Annotated in this window: 16 protein-coding genes and 5 pseudogenes; 9 read left to right on the top strand and 12 right to left on the bottom strand. The window is 38.3% G+C overall.

Annotated features, from left to right (window positions below; all coding sequences use genetic code 11):
- Nucleotides 1-29 precede the first annotated feature (29 nt).
- The 7 genes and pseudogenes from K6J66_RS07365 to hybG form a co-directional block, all read left to right on the top strand.
- Nucleotides 30-326 (top strand): annotated as a pseudogene (locus tag K6J66_RS07365) (glycosyltransferase); the annotation flags it as partial.
- A gap of 101 nt (nucleotides 327-427) precedes the next feature.
- The gene (trpE, locus tag K6J66_RS07360; RefSeq protein ID WP_038439850.1) at nucleotides 428-1,984 is read left to right on the top strand and encodes an anthranilate synthase component I; all 1,557 of its coding nucleotides are present in this window, start codon (nucleotides 428-430) and stop codon (nucleotides 1,982-1,984) included.
- 12 nt (nucleotides 1,985-1,996) lie between these two features.
- Nucleotides 1,997-2,578, top strand: a complete 582-nt coding sequence (locus K6J66_RS07355) for an aminodeoxychorismate/anthranilate synthase component II (protein ID WP_005662272.1) — start codon at nucleotides 1,997-1,999, stop codon at nucleotides 2,576-2,578.
- 48 nt (nucleotides 2,579-2,626) lie between these two features.
- Nucleotides 2,627-3,013, top strand: coding sequence for a tautomerase family protein (locus K6J66_RS07350; protein ID WP_005662273.1), 387 nt, complete (start codon nucleotides 2,627-2,629; stop codon nucleotides 3,011-3,013).
- 52 nt (nucleotides 3,014-3,065) lie between these two features.
- On the top strand, nucleotides 3,066-4,067 hold the full coding sequence (trpD, locus tag K6J66_RS07345; protein WP_038439847.1) for an anthranilate phosphoribosyltransferase: 1,002 nt from the start codon (nucleotides 3,066-3,068) through the stop codon (nucleotides 4,065-4,067).
- A 30-nt stretch (nucleotides 4,068-4,097) separates the two neighbouring features.
- Nucleotides 4,098-5,528, top strand: coding sequence for a bifunctional indole-3-glycerol-phosphate synthase TrpC/phosphoribosylanthranilate isomerase TrpF (trpCF, locus tag K6J66_RS07340; protein WP_038439846.1), 1,431 nt, complete (start codon nucleotides 4,098-4,100; stop codon nucleotides 5,526-5,528).
- 59 nt (nucleotides 5,529-5,587) lie between these two features.
- Nucleotides 5,588-5,862 (top strand): annotated as a pseudogene (hybG, locus tag K6J66_RS07335) (hydrogenase maturation factor HybG).
- 33 nt (nucleotides 5,863-5,895) lie between these two features.
- On the opposite strand, the gene valS reads toward hybG, so the two are convergent.
- The 5 genes and pseudogenes from valS to K6J66_RS07310 form a co-directional block, all read right to left on the bottom strand.
- Complete coding sequence (valS, locus tag K6J66_RS07330) at nucleotides 5,896-8,760, bottom strand: valine--tRNA ligase (protein WP_038439844.1); 2,865 nt, start codon at nucleotides 8,758-8,760, stop codon at nucleotides 5,896-5,898.
- A gap of 83 nt (nucleotides 8,761-8,843) precedes the next feature.
- Nucleotides 8,844-9,092 carry a hypothetical protein gene (locus K6J66_RS07325; RefSeq protein ID WP_038439842.1) on the bottom strand — a complete coding sequence of 83 codons (249 nt, stop codon included), beginning with the start codon at nucleotides 9,090-9,092 and terminating at the stop codon, nucleotides 8,844-8,846.
- A 264-nt stretch (nucleotides 9,093-9,356) separates the two neighbouring features.
- Nucleotides 9,357-10,175: a hypothetical protein gene (locus K6J66_RS07320; RefSeq protein ID WP_038439841.1), complete on the bottom strand. Its 819-nt coding sequence runs from the start codon at nucleotides 10,173-10,175 to the stop codon at nucleotides 9,357-9,359.
- Nucleotides 10,169-10,482, bottom strand: a pseudogene (yqfB, locus tag K6J66_RS07315) (N(4)-acetylcytidine aminohydrolase). The gene K6J66_RS07320 and the pseudogene yqfB overlap by 7 nt, the downstream one beginning before the upstream one ends.
- A gap of 3 nt (nucleotides 10,483-10,485) precedes the next feature.
- Complete coding sequence (locus tag K6J66_RS07310) at nucleotides 10,486-10,920, bottom strand: DNA polymerase III subunit chi (RefSeq protein WP_038439840.1); 435 nt, start codon at nucleotides 10,918-10,920, stop codon at nucleotides 10,486-10,488.
- Between the two features lie 235 nt (nucleotides 10,921-11,155).
- Between K6J66_RS07310 and fumC the strand changes: the two genes are divergently transcribed.
- Together fumC and K6J66_RS07300 are read left to right on the top strand one after the other, a co-directional pair.
- Complete coding sequence (fumC, locus tag K6J66_RS07305; RefSeq protein ID WP_038439839.1) at nucleotides 11,156-12,550, top strand: class II fumarate hydratase; 1,395 nt, start codon at nucleotides 11,156-11,158, stop codon at nucleotides 12,548-12,550.
- A 127-nt stretch (nucleotides 12,551-12,677) separates the two neighbouring features.
- Nucleotides 12,678-13,286, top strand: coding sequence for a chalcone isomerase family protein (locus tag K6J66_RS07300; protein WP_038439838.1), 609 nt, complete (start codon nucleotides 12,678-12,680; stop codon nucleotides 13,284-13,286).
- A gap of 98 nt (nucleotides 13,287-13,384) precedes the next feature.
- Here the strand turns inward: K6J66_RS07300 and rnm are convergent, their stop codons facing one another.
- The 7 genes and pseudogenes from rnm to K6J66_RS07265 form a co-directional block, all read right to left on the bottom strand.
- Nucleotides 13,385-14,209 (bottom strand): RNase RNM, encoded by an 825-nt coding sequence (gene rnm / locus K6J66_RS07295; RefSeq protein WP_038439837.1) that lies wholly within the window; start codon nucleotides 14,207-14,209, stop codon nucleotides 13,385-13,387.
- A complete protein-coding gene (gene pyrD, locus K6J66_RS07290) occupies nucleotides 14,209-15,228 on the bottom strand; it encodes a quinone-dependent dihydroorotate dehydrogenase (RefSeq protein WP_038439836.1) in 1,020 nt (339 codons plus the stop codon). The genes rnm and pyrD overlap by 1 nt, the downstream gene beginning before the upstream one ends.
- Nucleotides 15,229-15,458: 230 nt before the next feature.
- Nucleotides 15,459-15,771 (bottom strand): annotated as a pseudogene (locus K6J66_RS07285) (hypothetical protein); the annotation flags it as partial.
- A gap of 2 nt (nucleotides 15,772-15,773) precedes the next feature.
- Nucleotides 15,774-16,136, bottom strand: a pseudogene (locus tag K6J66_RS07280) (phage tail protein); the annotation flags it as partial.
- 143 nt (nucleotides 16,137-16,279) lie between these two features.
- Nucleotides 16,280-16,735 carry a baseplate wedge 1 family protein gene (locus tag K6J66_RS07275; RefSeq protein WP_038439832.1) on the bottom strand — a complete coding sequence of 152 codons (456 nt, stop codon included), beginning with the start codon at nucleotides 16,733-16,735 and terminating at the stop codon, nucleotides 16,280-16,282.
- Nucleotides 16,736-16,747: 12 nt separating this feature from the next.
- Nucleotides 16,748-17,131, bottom strand: a complete 384-nt coding sequence (locus K6J66_RS07270; protein ID WP_038439831.1) for a hypothetical protein — start codon at nucleotides 17,129-17,131, stop codon at nucleotides 16,748-16,750.
- 272 nt (nucleotides 17,132-17,403) lie between these two features.
- Nucleotides 17,404-17,841 carry a PBECR3 domain-containing polyvalent protein gene (locus K6J66_RS07265; RefSeq protein ID WP_038440248.1) on the bottom strand — a complete coding sequence of 146 codons (438 nt, stop codon included), beginning with the start codon at nucleotides 17,839-17,841 and terminating at the stop codon, nucleotides 17,404-17,406.
- Nucleotides 17,842-17,898 lie beyond the last annotated feature (57 nt).

The raw sequence follows: 17,898 nt of genomic DNA, 5'->3' as shown, positions 1-17,898 counted from the left end.
TATTGCATAATTACATCTCGTAATCTTATTGTTACGCCGTACCTCGTGAGATTGCACAAAAAACTTCATATAGTTGGAACACGCCATTAATTGGTGATCGCAGCTTTTTATCTGCCTTAAAAAGTTTGGGGTTAATAGGTCAAACTTCAGGAAAATATACCGTTAAATATAGGGCAGATTTCAATAAACTAATTGCTGTTCGTCGTGTTTTTCCTCAATTATCCTTGTCAGATGAAGATAACAATAATATTTCTGCAAAAATATTAGAAGTGATAAATCAGCAAAATATAGAATATTATGGAGGTCGCCCTTGGGCAAAGGAATAAAAAATACAATTTTTAATCAAAAAGTATAAAAAATAAAAATCAGGCTTGACTTATTTCTTTTGTACTAGTTTAATAGTACAAAATTTTCCAAAAGGATAAATATGAACATTCAAACTCAAGCCTTTATTGCGGTGACAGCTCAATCAATTCCCTATTATGCTGATACCACCGCTATTTTTAATACACTTTGCCAACCTAATTCAAATTCTCTTCTACTCGACTCTGCCGAAATAGGGAGTAAAAATAGTTTACAAAGTCTTATTTTAGTTAATGCTGCGGTTAAGATAACTTGTTTAGGTCACAACGTCACATTTAAAGCTTTAAATAAGAATGGAAAACAAGTTTTAAAAGAAATTCATCCAAAATTAACCGCACTTGGAAAAATAAGTGCGGTCAATTTTGAAGACGAATTTTCTGTACAATTTTCGCCACTTGATAATCAACTCGATGAAGATAATAAATTACAATCTGTTACTATTTTTGATGGACTGCGTGTAGTTTCTACTCTTTATCAATATAGCCAAACGCCTATTTTCTTAGGCGGATTATTTGCTTACGATCTCGTCGCAAATTTCATTCCAATGGATGGCATTACATTAAAAAATGATGGTATCAACTGCCCTGATTACAGTTTCTATCTTGCCGAACACTTAATTACTATCGACCATCAAAATCAACAAGCGACACTTAAAAGTTTCTGTTTTGCTCAAGAAGAACAAGTTAATATTGCGAAAACCTCGCTTTCTATCGCACAAAAACTAAAAAATATTGATCACGTTCTTTCTATTAAATCAGCAAGTGATGAAGTTAAAACAAACTTTGACGATCCTGAATTTACTGGCATTGTGAAAGCCTTAAAACACCATATTAACATTGGTGATGTTTTCCAAATTGTGCCTTCTCGTCGTTTTTCCCTTGCTTGCCCGAATACATTAGCCAGTTATGCCCAACTCAAACAAAATAATCCAAGCCCTTATATGTTCTATATGAATGATGAAGACTTTATTTTGTTTGGTGCATCGCCAGAAAGTGCGCTGAAATATGCACCAGAAAATCGTCAGTTAGAAATTTACCCAATCGCAGGTTCACGCCCTCGTGGTTTTGATGCTCACGGCAACATCGATCCTGAATTGGATGCGCATTTAGAACTAGAACTTCGCCTTGATCATAAAGAACAAGCAGAACATTTAATGTTAGTTGATTTAGCACGTAACGACATTGCTCGAGTTTGCCAAAGTGGTACCCGTAAAGTGGCAGAATTAATGCAAGTGGATCGCTATTCTCACATTATGCATTTAGTGTCTCGTGTGGTGGGTAAATTACGCCCTGAATTAGATGCACTTCACGCCTATCAAGCCTGTATGAATATGGGCACATTAACTGGAGCCCCCAAAATTAAAGCAATGCAGCTTATTTATCAATTTGAGCAACAAAAACGCCATAGTTACGGCGGTGCGGTGGGTTATCTCACGTCTGATGGACATTTTGATACCTGTATCGTGATTCGTTCTGCTTTCGTACAAAATGGGATAGCCCATGTACAAGCAGGTTGCGGTGAAGTATTGGATTCTGATCCACAAATGGAAGCTGATGAAACACGCCACAAAGCCGCGGCTGTCTTAAAAGCAATTCGTCAAGTTAATACACAAGCAAAATAAGGAAGAATTATTATGGCTAATATTTTATTTTTAGATAACTTCGATTCCTTCACTTACAATCTTGTGGATCAATTTCGTGTATTAGGTCACAACGTCACAATTTATCGTAATGACTGCGACTTAGAAAAACTGGTAGAAACTGCACTCAATACACTTGATACCATTCTTGCACTTTCTCCAGGGCCAGGAACGCCATCAGAAGCTGGGATTTTACTGCCATTGATCGAACGCTTAAAAAATAAAGTGCCGATTATTGGAATTTGTTTAGGTCATCAAGCGTTGATTCAAGCCTTTGGTGGTAAGGTTGTTCACGCTGGCGAAGTGTTGCATGGTAAAGTTTCTCGTATATCCCATGATAACGAAGCTATGTTTAAAGATCTTGCAAATCCAATGCCTGTGGCGCGTTATCATTCTTTAATGGGACAAGATTTACCAAAAGAATTTATCGTCAATGCGGAATATAATGGCATTATCATGGCAATTCGTCATCGTGATTTACCCATTTGCGCATTCCAATTTCACCCTGAAAGTATTTTAACTGTGCAAGGTTCGCAATTATTACAACAATCAATTGAATGGTTGTTAAATAGATAAGACAGAAAAAAGTGCGGTGATTTTTAACCGCACTTTAAAGGAGAAAAAATGATCACTGTATTCGGACTTAAATCCAAACTCGCACCACGTCGTGAACAACTCGCGGAAGTAATTTATAACAGTCTTCATCTCGGATTAGACATTCCAAAAGGCAAGCACGCGATTCGCTTTTTGTGCTTAGAAAAAGAAGATTTTTACTACCCTTTTGATCGTAGCGATGATTACACGGTCATCGAAATTAACCTGATGGCTGGTCGTATGGAAGGCACAAAAAAACGCTTGATAAAAATGCTATTTAGCGAATTAGAGTACAAACTCGGTATTCGAGCTCACGATGTGGAAATTACGATTAAAGAACAACCGGCACATTGCTGGGGTTTCCGAGGAATGACAGGCGATGAGGCGCGCGATTTAGATTACGATATTTATGTTTAATAAAATATAGAAAATTAACAAATCCACATACAAAGAAAAACAGGAATAGACTATGCAACACAACCAATTATTAGAACAACTTTATAGCGGACATTCACTTTCAACCTCAGAAAGCACTGCTCTTTTTAATGCAGTCATCCAAGGTGAGCTTTCCAATGAACAAATTGCTGCAATGCTTATTGCTTTAAAAGTGCGGGGAGCAAATACTGAGGAAATTTCGGGTGCGGTTGCCGCCTCATTACAAAATGCCAAAGCATTTCCACGTCCAGATTATCCTTTTGCGGATATTGTAGGAACAGGAGGCGATGGTCAAAACACTATTAATATTTCCACTGCCAGTGCGATTGTTGCGGCATCAATGGGAGCAAAAATAGCAAAACATGGCAATCGTAGCGTATCAAGTAAATCAGGTGCCAGTGATGTATTAACGGCACTTGGCGTTAATGTGAACGTCACACCAGAGCAAGCTCGACAAGCATTAGATGAAATTGGTGTCTGCTTTTTATTTGCTCAACAATATCATTCTGGTTTCCGCCATGTTGCGCCAGTCCGTGCATCTTTAAAAACGTGCACTATCTTTAATATTTTAGGGCCGCTTATCAATCCTGCTCGCCCAACTTATCATTTACTTGGCGTATATGTGCCTGAATTAGTGAAAACCTATGCTGAAACCGCAGTTGCCTTAGAACATCAACATTCCTTTGTTGTACATGGTTCTGGCTTAGATGAAGTCGCATTGCACGGTGAAACGCAAGTGGCAGAAATTAAAAATGGCAAAATTGAATATTTCACTTTAACGCCTGAAGATTTTGGCTTAAAAACGCAATCTCTCGAAAGCCTTCGTGGGGGGGAACCGCAAGAAAATGCCCAAATGCTCACCGCACTTTTACAAGGCAAAGGAAAAGCTGAACATGCAAATGCTGTGGCAGCAAACACGGCATTATTATTGAAATTATTCGGGCATGATGACTTAAAACAAAATGTGCAAAGTGTATTGGTGCATCTTGCATCAGGTAAAGCGTTTGAAACGCTACAAAACTTAACGAAATATTAATGTTGCGATAACTACAACTAGAAGAAAACTATGATTACCCAAGATTTCACAAAACCGATTGACTCTGCTACGGTGCTACAAAAAATCGTCTTAGACAAAGCACAATGGGTTAAAGCAAAAAAAAAGGAATTTCCCCTTTCTCAGTTTAAACAAAACATTCAAAAATCTGACCGCTCTTTTTATGCCGCGTTAGCAAAAGGTACGCATCAAAAGCCCGCCTATATTTTGGAATGTAAAAAAGCCTCCCCGTCCAAGGGATTAATTCGTGCTGAATTTAATTTAGAAGAAATCGCCAATGTCTATAAACATTATGCGTCCGCTATATCTGTGCTGACAGATGAAAAATACTTCCAAGGGAATTTTGAGTTCTTGCCTTTAGTTCGCAATATCGTGAGCCAACCTGTTCTTTGCAAAGATTTTATGATCAGCGAATATCAGGTTTACCTTGCTCGCTACTATCAAGCGGATGCGATTTTATTAATGCTTTCTGTGGTAAATGATGAAACTTATCGTGTACTGGCAGATCTTGCACATTCTCTTGGTATGGGCGTATTGACAGAAACCAGCAATGAAGAAGAATTTGAACGCGCCCTTGCGCTTGGTGCGAAAATTATTGGTGTCAATAATCGTAACTTGCACGATTTAACTGTGGATTTAAATCGTGTTGTTGAACTCACTGAAAAATACGCCGACCGAATCCCTGCTGATGTACGTATTATTAGCGAATCAGGCATTTACAATCACAAGCAAATTCATCAATTACAAAAAGTGGCACATGGTTTCTTAATTGGGAGCAGCTTAATGGGCAACCAAGATTTGAATAATGTGGTGCGTGAAGTGATTTTTGGAGAAAATAAAGTATGCGGTTTAACGCGTGCACAAGATGTCAAAATCGTTTACGAAAATGGTGCGCTTTACGGTGGATTAATCTTCGTAGAACATTCAAAACGTTGTGTGAGTTTACGCCAAGCGCAAGAATTAGTAACCGCTGATCCACTTCGATTTGTTGGTGTTTTTCAGAATCAAGAAATTGACTTTATCGTAAAAATAGCCAACCAGTTACAGCTTTATGCGGTGCAATTACATGGTGCAGAAAATGAGGCATTTATTACCGCACTTCGCCAGCAGCTACCAAAAAACACGCAAATCTGGAAAGCGATTTCTGTCAATACTGAAACCCAAAGTGCGGTCAATTTTACTGATGATTTGAATGTGGATCGTTATATTTTTGATAGCCAAATAGCGAACCAGCAAGGTGGCACAGGAAAAACTTTTGATTGGTCATTAATTCCCGAACATCTTAAGCACAAGATTATTTTAGCTGGCGGTATCTCGCCAAATAACGTAGAACAAGCCATTCAACAAAATTGCTTAGGCTTGGATATTAATTCTGGAGTGGAAAGTTCTGCGGGCGTAAAAGATCAAGAAAAAGTGCGGTTAGTTTTTAATAATATTTATTAATTTTAATAACATAGAAATCACTAAATTTCAGCTTAAATACTAATAGGAGTAAAAATATTATGTGTTTAGGCGTTCCGGTCAAATTGTCAAAATTGATGAAAATTCTCTTCAACTTACCACAGTAGATGTATGTGGCGTACAACGTGAAGTAAATATTTCACTAATCTGCACGGGAAATCCAGCCGATTTACTTGGCAAATGGGTGCTTGTTCATGTGGGCTTTGCAATGAGTGTTATTGATGAAGATGAAGCTAAGAAAACCCAAGAGGCTCTGATCACAATGAGCCAACTCGAACATGAAGTTGGAGATTTTTTAGGACTAAATCAAAAATAAAAAGTAGGCATAATGCCTACTTTTTATGTTTTGTTACAACGCCTCAATCGCTTTATACTGCTCTTGGATTTTTTCTAATCCAGATTGGTATTCCGCTTGTTTTTCACGTTCTTTCGCAATCACTGCTTCAGGTGCTTTAGCCACAAAAGCTTCGTTGCTGAGTTTGTTCTCGATACGTTTAACTTCATTTTGATATTTTTCAATCTCTTTGGTTAAACGGGCAAGCTCTGCTTCTTTATTGATAAATCCAGCCATTGGCACAAGCAATTCAGCATTGCCGACTAATTTCGCTACGGCAAGTGGTGCGGTTTCGTTTGCGGCTAACACTTGAACGTTGTCTAATTTCGCCATTGCTTTTAAAAGAGCGGTCTGTTTTTCGAGAATTTTTGCATTTTCTGTGCTTAAATTACGAAATAACAGATCTAAACCTTTACTTGGTGCGATGTTGCTTTCTGCACGAATATTACGCACCGCAACGATCACTTCTTTTAACCACTCAATTTCAGCTTCCGCCTCTGGATCAAAGCCGTTCTCTTCCACTTGTGGGAAAGGTTGTAACATAATGCTGTCAGCAGTAATGCCGACAAATCCTTTCACTTTTTGCCAAATTTCTTCGGTAATAAATGGAATCAGCGGATGTGCTAAACGTAATAATTTTTCTAACACGTGAACCAAGGTTTGGCTTGCCGCACGGATTTGTGCTGCGTTGCCGTTTGCAAATACTGGTTTAGTCAATTCTAAATACCAGTCACAGAATTGGTTCCAAGTAAACTCATAAATCGCATTGGCACAAAGGTCGAAACGATATTGGCTTAATGAGCTACGGAAAGTTTCCACTGTGCGATTGAATTCAGATTGAATCCAACGATCCGCTAATGAGAACTCGATCTCGCCTTGGCTTAAATCTAATTTTTCATTCGTTAAGACGAAACGGCTTGCATTCCATAATTTATTACAGAAGTTACGGTAGCCTTCTAAACGTTTCATATCCCAGTTGATGTCACGACCGTTTGAAGCTAACGCAGCTAATGTGAAACGCAATGCGTCTGTACCGTGAGCCGCAATACCTTCAGCAAATTCTTTGCGCGTTGCTTTAGCAATTTTCTCTGCTAATTGCGGCTGCATCATGTTGCCAGTACGTTTTTCAAGTAAATCTTCAAGGCTGATGCCGTCAATCATATCAATAGGATCAAGCACGTTGCCTTTCGATTTCGACATTTTTTGACCTTGTTCATCACGGATCAAGCCTGTTACGTACACGGTTTTGAATGGCACTTGCGGTTTGCCGTTTTCATCTTTCACGAAGTGCATCGTAAACATAATCATACGTGCAACCCAGAAGAAAATGATGTCAAAGCCGGTAATTAACACATCCGTTGGATGGAACATTTTGAGCTCTTTAGTTTGCTCTGGCCAACCTAAAGTAGAGAACGTCCATAAACCTGATGAGAACCACGTATCTAACACGTCTTCATCTTGTTTGAGTTCAACCGCAGAATCTAAGTTATATTTTGACCGCACTTCTTCTTCGTTACGCGCGACATACACGTTGCCTTCTGCGTCATACCACGCTGGAATACGGTGTCCCCACCAAAGTTGGCGAGAAATACACCAATCTTGAATATCACGCATCCAAGAGAAGTAAAGGTTTTCGTATTGTTTCGGCACGAATTGGATTTCGCCATCTTCCACCGCTTTAATTGCCACATCAGCAAGCGGTTTTACGCTCACATACCATTGGTCAGTTAGCATCGGCTCAATTGGCACACCGCCACGGTCGCCATAAGGCACTTTCAAATCGTGTGGTTTAATTTCGTCTAATAAACCCAGCGCTTCAAAATCTGCGACAATTTTCTTACGCACAGCAAAACGTTCTAAGCTACGGTAATCCGCAGGAATTGTCGCTTCATAGCCAGCAAGTGGTTTGCCGTCAGTACCGATAATTTCCGCTTCATCACGAATATTTGCGTTCAGCGTCAATACATTTACCATTGGTAAATTATGACGTTTACCCACTTCATAGTCGTTGAAATCGTGTGCTGGGGTGATTTTCACGACACCTGTACCGAATTCACGATCCACATATTCATCGGCAATAATCGGAATTTCACGGTTTGCAAGCGGTAGAATTACTGTCTTACCTTGCAAATCTTTGTAGCGTTCATCTTCAGGATGCACCGCCACCGCTGTATCGCCCAACATAGTTTCTGGACGTGTGGTTGCGACCACTAAATAATCTTTACCATCTGCCGTTTTTGCATCGTTAGCTAATGGATAGCGGAAATGCCAAAGGGAACCTTTGCTCTCTTTATTTTCCACTTCTAAATCAGAAATTGCGGTGTGAAGTTTTGGATCCCAGTTTACTAAGCGTTTGCCACGGTAAATCAAACCTTCTTCGTGCAAACGAACAAACACTTCTTTTACCGCATTAGATAAACCATCGTCCATCGTGAAACGCTCACGTTCCCAGTCGATTGAGTTCCCTAAACGGCGCATTTGTTGGCTGATTGTGCCACCTGAATAGGCTTTCCAATCCCAAATTTTATTGATGAACGCTTCGCGACCATAATCGTGGCGAGTTTTGCCTTCTTCAGCCGCAATTTTACGTTCCACCACCATTTGGGTTGCAATACCTGCGTGGTCTGTCCCCGCTTGCCATAAGGTGTTATGCCCTTCCATACGGTTAAAACGGATTAAGGTATCCATTAAGGTTTGTTGGAAAGCATGCCCCATGTGTAAAGAACCCGTTATGTTCGGCGGCGGAATCGCAATGCAATAGCTCGGCGCATGTTCATTTTCAGACGGTTTAAAATAACCGCTCTCTTCCCAATGTTGATAAAGGGCTTGTTCTACCGCAGACGGATTAAAACGGTCTGCCATTTCGAATTTTTGTGTCATTTATTTTTCTCTTGGTAGGGTGCGAATTGTTGCATCGTTTGATTAAAATGATAATGGAAGCAACAAGGTGGCACGCTAAAACATTATTTTTTTGATAATCTTTTGCTTAGGCTTCTTATCTTTTCCAATTCAACTTCTGCAAGCTGATAAATTTCTTCAGGTGTTTTATTAGTAGTATCAATTCCATTACTTTCAAGTAATTCAATACAACTCTTCATCAAGTCCTGATAGGATTTAATTTCCAATTCTTTAGCATATTTAGATAAAGAATTTATGCCCCGATCTAGGGAATCGCCTAATGATGCTACTTTAGCAAAAAGTTTACTAATCATTTTTTTCTACTATATATTTAGTTAATATGAATTTAATTAAATTAAAACGAAATTTCATTCGGATAAATCCCTTGAGTCACTTCTTTCAACTCCGCCAAGCTCGTATATTCCTGCTTTGCGTGCTGTTCGATTAATCATTGCTCCAAATTATTTTACTGGCTCATATAAAAATTTGATACATCATTCAAAAAAACTGTCAATGATGCCCCCCCTGAAACTGCACTACTGACTTTTTCCATATAGACATTCTAAAATTAGACATCGCTAACCTCTGGAAGTTATTTGAGTACTTCCAGCTTCTTCTAATTGCCAAACTGCTTGCATTGCCTCCCATTCTCCTGGCAAGTATTCTAACTCTCTCCTATTCTTTTCTTCTTCTATTAATCTCTTTTCTCTCTCTTCAAAATCTATTAGCTCACAATAATTTTCCCATAAAAAATTTGACTCTTCTATATCTAAAAGCGAATTTATAGAATTATTTAATAAGTGCTCGCTAGAGGGATAAAAAATAAACTCGCCTTCTCTCCACGAATTTGAGTCAAACTTAAAAAGTTGTTCAAAAAAAATCTCAAAACTTTTATCTAAATAAATATCAGGTAAATTAGGTACAAATTCTGAAAGTTTTATTGCTTCAGATAAAATCGAAAAATCATTATCCCAAGAGCGAGTTGATACTATTATTTTTTTATTAAATCTCTTAAAAAAAGATATAGTATCTATTATAAATTCAATAACTCTACTAGTTCTTAATTCTCCAATGTCAGGATAAAGGCAATCTTCACCATAGGAATTTCTTTTATACAACTCGTCTTTAGGACTTTTTTTATCATAATAAAAATGGCTTAATGTAATGGAGTCAGGTTTAACGACAGCCTTAAAAAAAGCGTAAATATCTTGTCTTATTCTTTGATCAAACTTATATTTATGATTCTCTGCAAAAACATAATAGTTCTCCTGATCCTCAATAAAATTATCATCAAAAAAATATAAAACCTCACCCTCATATAAACAAATTTGATTGATATTTATAATATCAATCACGTCCATTTGAGATAGTTCAAAGAATGTTTTTACTTTTAGCATATATACCTGAAAACAAATTGAATTAAATAAAAATAAATCTCACTCGTATAACCCCAAAAATCACCTCTTTCAATTCTTCCAATCCCATATTTTCCTGCTTCGCATGTTGTTCCGTCAGTTCATCAAGGGTAATCGGCGATACACTTAACACTTCAATCGTGCAGAAATATTGATTATCTTCAAACCGCCCCACACGTAAAATATCGCCTGCTTTAAAATGGCTTTCGGATTTATCTCGAATGGTGATGGTTTTACGCCCTGCGAGAATATCGGCTTCAAAGCGTTGATAAAAGGTAATATCGTTCATTTATTAACCCACGTTTTCAGTAGAAAGATTCCAACCTTGCAGACGTAATTGTTTATAACGTTCTCGAGCTTGTGTTTTTAACGCATCATCTTTCGGCACAAAATCAATAATTTGGGTAAAACTATGGCTAAAATCTGGAATTTCTTGTTGCAAATTAATTAACACATCACGGCGTTGTAAATTTCGTTTCCCAAGCCATGAAATCTCAATCGGTGTGGGATATTGTGTTGCCTCACCCGATAAATTATGTGGAACAAATTCATTAGGATCTCGTTGCCACAAAAGTTCATCAATTTCTAATGCTTGGCTCTCACTTTCGCAACTAATTAGTACTTTTTTCCCTGAACGCCATATTGAAGCAGCAAGATTGCAGGCTATTTCTTCGACAGTTAAAGTACAATTTTCCGTAAGAATATAAAATTGTGCAGTTTTTGCCATTTTAGCCCCGTTATTTTCTCAATCTTGCCCTATAAAAAAGGGCAAAATTTTAACGAAAAAAACCTAAAAAATAAATAATTAAATATGCATTATTACAAATGTCTGAAAATCCACCGCACTTTTATGATCTATGTCACAAAACTGATTTTTAACGTTTTTGTTACGTTCCACTCATAACTCGGAAGTGTTAAAATCACTTGCGTTTTAATTTTCATTCAATTCATAGGAGTACAGAATGGCATTTCGTATTGAAAAAGACACAATGGGTGAAGTTCAAGTTCCAGCAGATAAATACTGGGCTGCACAAACTGAACGTTCACGCAATAACTTTAAAATTGGTTCAGCCGCATCAATGCCACATGAAATTATTGAAGCTTTTGGCTATTTGAAAAAAGCAGCCGCATTTGCTAATCATGATTTAGGTGTATTACCTCTTGAAAAACGTGATTTAATTGCTCAGGCTTGTGACGAAATTTTAGCAAATAAATTAGATGATCAATTCCCACTTGTTATTTGGCAAACTGGTTCTGGCACACAATCCAATATGAATGTGAATGAAGTGGTTGCAAATCGTGCGCATGTGCTAAATGGTGGAAAATTAGGTGAAAAATCTATTATCCACCCAAATGATGATGTGAACAAATCACAATCTTCAAATGATACTTTCCCAACGGCAATGCACATTGCGGCATATAAAAAAGTAGTTGAGCACACCATTCCTTGTGTTGAACGTTTACAAAAAACTTTTGCGGCAAAATCTGAAGCCTTCAAAAACGTGGTAAAAATTGGCCGCACTCACTTAATGGATGCAACGCCACTCACATTAGGTCAAGAATTTTCGGCTTATGTAGCTCAATTAGATTTCGGCTTAAAAGCATTAAAAAATACGCTGCCACATTTAAGCCAATTAGCATTGGGTGGAACTGCGGTTGGCACAGGTTTGAACACGCCGAAAGGCTATGATGTGAAAGTGGCAGATTACATTGCAAAATTCACCGCACTTCCGTTTGTCACAGCAGATAATAAATTTGAAGCATTAGCCGCTCATGATGCGATTGTTGAAACTCACGGTGCATTACGTCAATTAGCAATGAGTTTATTTAAAATTGCGAACGATATTCGTCTATTAGCATCAGGCCCTCGTTCGGGAATTGGCGAAATTTTAATTCCTGAAAATGAACCAGGTTCTTCAATTATGCCAGGTAAAGTAAACCCAACTCAATGCGAAGCGATGACAATGGTCTGCGCACAAGTATTTGGTAATGACACTACAATCGCATTTGTGGGTTCACAAGGTCACTTCCAATTAAATGTGTTCAACCCTGTGATGATTGCAAACTTCTTACAATCTGCTCAATTATTGGGCGATGCTTGCGTATCTTTCGATGAACACTGTGCAGTGGGTATTGAGCCAAACTATCCACGCATTAAACAACAACTTGAAAATTCATTGATGCTGGTGACCGCACTTAATACGCATATCGGTTATGAAAATGCAGCTAAAATTGCAAAAACCGCACACAAAAATGGCACCACATTACGTGAAGAAGCGATTAATTTAGGTTTAGTGTCTGCCGAAGATTTTGATAAATGGGTTCGCCCAGAAGATATGGTGGGTAGCCTAAAATAATTCATCGCACAAATTAACATCAGTAATATTAAAGGCGAGTAAAATTACTCGCCTTTTTACTGATTTCTCATTTGTTTTTTAATGCGGTTTGTTATAATCAACACAATTTTATTCACGGCAATTTATTATGAAAATGAAATCCCTTTTTGTGGCAATGATAACGTTTTTTTCTGCCGCACCTTTTGCTCATTGGCAACCCATCGGAAATGCCGAATACACTTGGGGGCCGTTCCATGTTTATACCATTGGTTTGTTTTCTGAAACGGGCACTTATCAAGAAAATGAACGCCCATTAATGCTCTCTTTCAAATATGAAAAACCCATTGAAGGAAAAAATTTTGCGATTACGCTCATTAAAGAAATCGAAACTTTAAAACTTAATGATGGCGATACTCAAAGCTGGCTTAAAGAAATGCAAGCGACCTTTCCTGATTTTTCCCCAAACGATATTTTGAACTATATTGCCTTACCAGATAGAGGCTACTTCGTCTTAAATGATACAGTTTTAGAACACGATTTTGATGCTAAATTTAATCAGGCATTTATCGGTATCTGGCTTGCGCCAAATAGTACTTTTGTAAAACTTCAGCCACAATTATTAGGCAAAACGAAAAGTAATCATGAAGCGGCTGAATTTTATCTCAAACCTGAAATTGAATCCTTTGATGAACAAGATTCTACACCTGAATTACCGCCAAATTATTTATTAGATAATCAGAAAAAATCTCAAGGATAAATTCAGTTTTTTATATTTTGCACCATAAAAAATACCTGTTTCCGAATAAATTATTATCAAGGAAACAGGTATTTATTATTTGAACATTCTCTATCTGACTAAAATTTTTCCCAAACTGGGATAACGCTATCAACTAAATCTAAATTTTTTCCTAACTCAACCCAACCACAAGGGAAATGAAAATCTGAACCAACGGATCCCTGCAGATCAAATTCTTTTGCCCAACGAGCAAGCATTTGACGCTGATCTTTTGTCTGACCACAATCCGCCATTTCCATGCCATCACCGCCCCAAGCCTTAAAATCGACTATCAGCTTACGCACCCATTTCCCCGTCATGTTATAACGTAATGGATGTGCAATAATAGCTATACCGCCTGCGGCATGGATTGTCTCAATCGCTGTGGGAATATCAGCCCATTCAGCTTTAACAAATGCCGATTTTCCTTGCCCTAAATAGCGTTTAAAGGCCTGACCATCATTAGATACCTTACCAATCTGCACCAAATAACGTGCGTAATGAGCACGTGTAACTTCACCATCAGCTAAGGCTTTCGCACCTTCATAAGCATTAGGAATCCCTGCTTTTTCTAATTTATCGCCAATTTCCACCGCTCTTTTTTCCCGTAATGCTTTTTGACTTTGCAAAAGTGCGGTCATTTTTGGATGAGTTTTATCGAAGTTTAATCCTACAATATGGATCCCTCGCCCTTCCCAATTTGTCGAGATTTCTACTCCAGTAATCAATTCAATGCCTACTTCTTTCGCTGCAATCTCAGCTTCATCAATACCCGCAATCGTATCGTGATCGCATAATGCAAGCACGTTCACGCCTTGCGCATAAGCACGATGCACTAATTCAGTTGGACTCAACACTCCATCTGATGCGGAGCTGTGACAATGTAAGTCGTATTTTTTTGTCATTATTTAATATTTTTTACTAATTCTTTTACTAATTTTGGACCGTGATAAATCAATCCTGAATAAACTTGCAACAACTCGGCGCCAGCCTCAATTTTCTCTTGTGCATTTTGCAACCCATCAATGCCACCGCTACCAATAATCGGAATCTGACCTTTCAGTTCTTGATGTAATCGCTTAATAACCTCTGTACTTTTATGCTGTAACGGCTTTCCACTTAATCCGCCTTGCTGTTCCGCATTTTTCATCCCCATCACAGTATCACGAGAAATTGTAGTATTCGTTGCAATAACGCCATCCATTTTGTGACGAACCAATGTATCCGCAATTTGCACTAATTCACTTTCGGTTAAATCTGGTGCAATTTTTACCGCAATCGGCACATATTTATTGTATTGGTTTGCCAAAATAGCCTGACGATCCTTGATGCTTCGCAATAAGTCATCGAAATAATCACCATATTGTAACTGACGTAAATCTGGTGTATTGGGGGATGAAATATTCACCGTAATGTAACCTGCGTAGTTATAGGCTTTGTTCAAACAGAAAATATAATCATCTTTGCCTTGTTCCAAAGGCGTAAATTTATTCTTACCAATATTGATGCCAATCACGCCTTGATAACGAGCGTTTTTCACATTTTCTATAAGATAGTCAATACCATTATTATTAAAGCCATTACGGTTAATAATACCTTCAGCTTCAATCAAGCGAAACTGGCGTGGCTTTGCATTCCCATCTTGTGCAATGGGCGTGACAGTTCCTACTTCAAGAAAACCGAAACCCAATGCACCAAAGCCATCAATCGCCTCGCCATTTTTATCCGCCCCAGCTGCCAATCCAATGGGATTAGGAAAATTCACACCCATTACCGTTTTCGGAAAGCCGTTGGGAGCATGAATAATAGATTTTAAGATCGGTTGAAATAAAGGATTACTGGCTAATTTCAAGCATTGAATCGTGAAATTATGAGCCTTTTCAGCATCCATTTGGAAAATGCCGTGACGGAATAATTGATACATACTCGTTTATCTCTCAGGATAGTTTACTGTAAGAAAAGTGCGGTAAAATTTCACCGCACTTTAAAGGTAAGGTTGCTCGTATTCTACGAGGAACAAAAATGATGTGCAAATAATAAAGAAATAATTAATGGAAAATATTGTAAAATTAAGCTCTACACGATCATTAATACATTTTAATTATGTATAAAAAACGGCTAGTTTTATTTTTATGGTGCCTAGGGTCTTTCTCTTTATGTTGGGAATTGCCATTGTTCAATCTCCTGTTCAAGTGCGGTTAATTCTTCGGGGGTTTTAAATGTCAGTAAGCGGTCTTCAAATGCTTGACGTTGTCCGATAATGATGCCAATCACGACAGCAAACTGGGCGGATTTCTCAATCACTTTTTCTACCAATATTTCAAACGGCACACCACTATTTTGGGCGATTTGTGTGAGCATTGGGGGGTTCTGTTGAATTATCCGCCTGCCACGCTAACGCTTCTTTCTCTTGTCGGTAAAAACTTTCAATTTCCGTTTGTGGATAGCCTGCCAGAAATCCATTTTTAGGTAGATTTTTTGGCGTTTGTAGGTTAAATCGCCGTTAGCGTGCATACGAAGTGTGCCAATCTCTCGGTTGTTTGATTTATATTCGAACCAGCAATCGCCATTGTTTGCCCCGATATTTAAATGGTCTCCGTGTGAAGCATAGTGCTGGCTGTCTGAAATACGGATATTTCTTTTTGCCACAATACGATTTTCAAAGGATTTCTCGCCATTAATGCTTTCGTTACCATTTAAACCAACCTTTCCATCTGCGGCAGTTTTGGCTTCTACTGCTTTGTCATAGGCGGTTTTTACGGCTTTTGATGTTGCGGCTTCGGTTTCGCTGTCGCTGTTAGTGGCTGAGCTTAGTTGCACGATCCCATATTGTTGTAACGTTGCCCGTGCAATTTCATTTAAGGCAAACTCCCCATCCACGCAATAAGTCGGGGAAATTATCAACTTCGCCTCGTTTTGCAGATGATGCAAAAATGCTTTCATCTGGCGTATTTACTAATGCCATATATGACCTCTTATGTTAAGTTGAAAAGATATTGCACACCTGCTTGGCGTGGCAATATATCTAAATGATTGATTGCGAATTTCTTAAAATCAGATGTGTTCGCACTTGGAACAGAGATAGAGACGGTCATATCGTAGTTATCGACAATGTGACAACCTTCTCCGAAAATAAATAGGCACGCCTCAATTAAGTTTGGTAGCGTGCCTATTTGGTAGTTTTTAAGGATTCTGCATTTAATCAGGAACCGATAATCATCATCGGATAATTTGACGGAATCAGACAGCTGGTCTCGTTTGCGATACCACTGAGCACCACCTAGTCTTTTTTGGCTAAATCCAAGTGCATTGGACGAATTGCGGAAACCGAAAAATTTACGTAATTGATAGCCATTAATAACCCGAAATTGCCCGACGTGTTTACCTACTTCGCCTGCACGCGCAGGTGCTTGTTCGTAAGCGTAACTCATTTCATTATTCTCCTAACTGTTGTAAGTTTTGTTGAAATCTATTTTTGGTGCAGCTTTAGACTCCGCATCACCAAGCAAAATACTGCCGAGTGATTTACGTTCATCCGCTAATTTCGCCACGACCGCTTTTGCTGTTTGATATGCACCAGAAATTTCCTCATCGGATAATTTGGCTGCCTCATCTTTAGTAAAAATGCCCTGCGCAACTACCGCACTTTCTTGGATTTCACGCACAGTCGCGTTATCCGCAAAATTGACTTCTTTAAATGCAGTTTTAGCATCAGCCAACACGGCAGCTTGTTTTACTTCTGCGTCACGTTTTGCTTGTGCATCTTTTAGCTGTTGAATTTCTTCATCTTTAGCTTTAAGGCTTTTTTCAAGCTCTTCTTTTTCCACGTCATCTTCCTTTTTATTTTCAGGTTCAGATTTTTTTTCTTTTGGTTTGGTTGGTTGTTCGCCTTTTGGCTCTTACCTTCTTCACTACCAGACTTTTCTTCGTCCTCAATTTGTTTTTTCTGTAAATTTCATTTATTTACCCCAATAAAAAACTCGGCAATTTCAGGCCGAGTTGAATTTAGTATCTTAAGAGTGATAAAATAAGCCAAGCCACAGGCAATAGGGCATAGCACGTTTCGGACGTTAAGCAGACGCCATTTGTGAGTCAAGCACTATGCGGAGCTTGTGGCTTTCTTTTTCCTTTTAATCCACATTGTTTTAACTGCAATCTTCTTGTGTCTCTTCCTAACTTCCTGCACGCTGAATATTTCGTCATCAATCTCTTTTTTAATCAAAAACGTTTCATTCCCTGAATCGCTTGTCCCAGTGTACTCAATGCTATCAAATGCGGAGACAACCAAAGGCAATAATAAAATGTCTTTTTTTGTAACGGCTCTTTGCCCTCGTTTATTTTCCGCTTTTTCGTTTCCATGTTGTTTCAATATGTGTCGGATGCTTGATTCATCAATACTGTGTTGCCAATCTGTAATATCCAAACCAATACTCTCTTTCGCTAACGTAATTAATTCAGAATTAACCCCACCAAAGTTAGAAAATGACTTATTACCACCTCCACCGATAGAGCTTTCAAATAACTCATCGAGATCCATTTTCCCTGTCTTATTAGGTTCTGCGGCCTGGTAGCTTAATTCGGTTTCTTCTGATTT

The sequence above is a fragment of the Haemophilus influenzae genome (assembly GCF_019703545.1).
GTDB classification, from domain to species: domain Bacteria; phylum Pseudomonadota; class Gammaproteobacteria; order Enterobacterales; family Pasteurellaceae; genus Haemophilus; species Haemophilus influenzae_E.
This window is presented reverse-complemented; position numbering and strand designations above follow the sequence as displayed.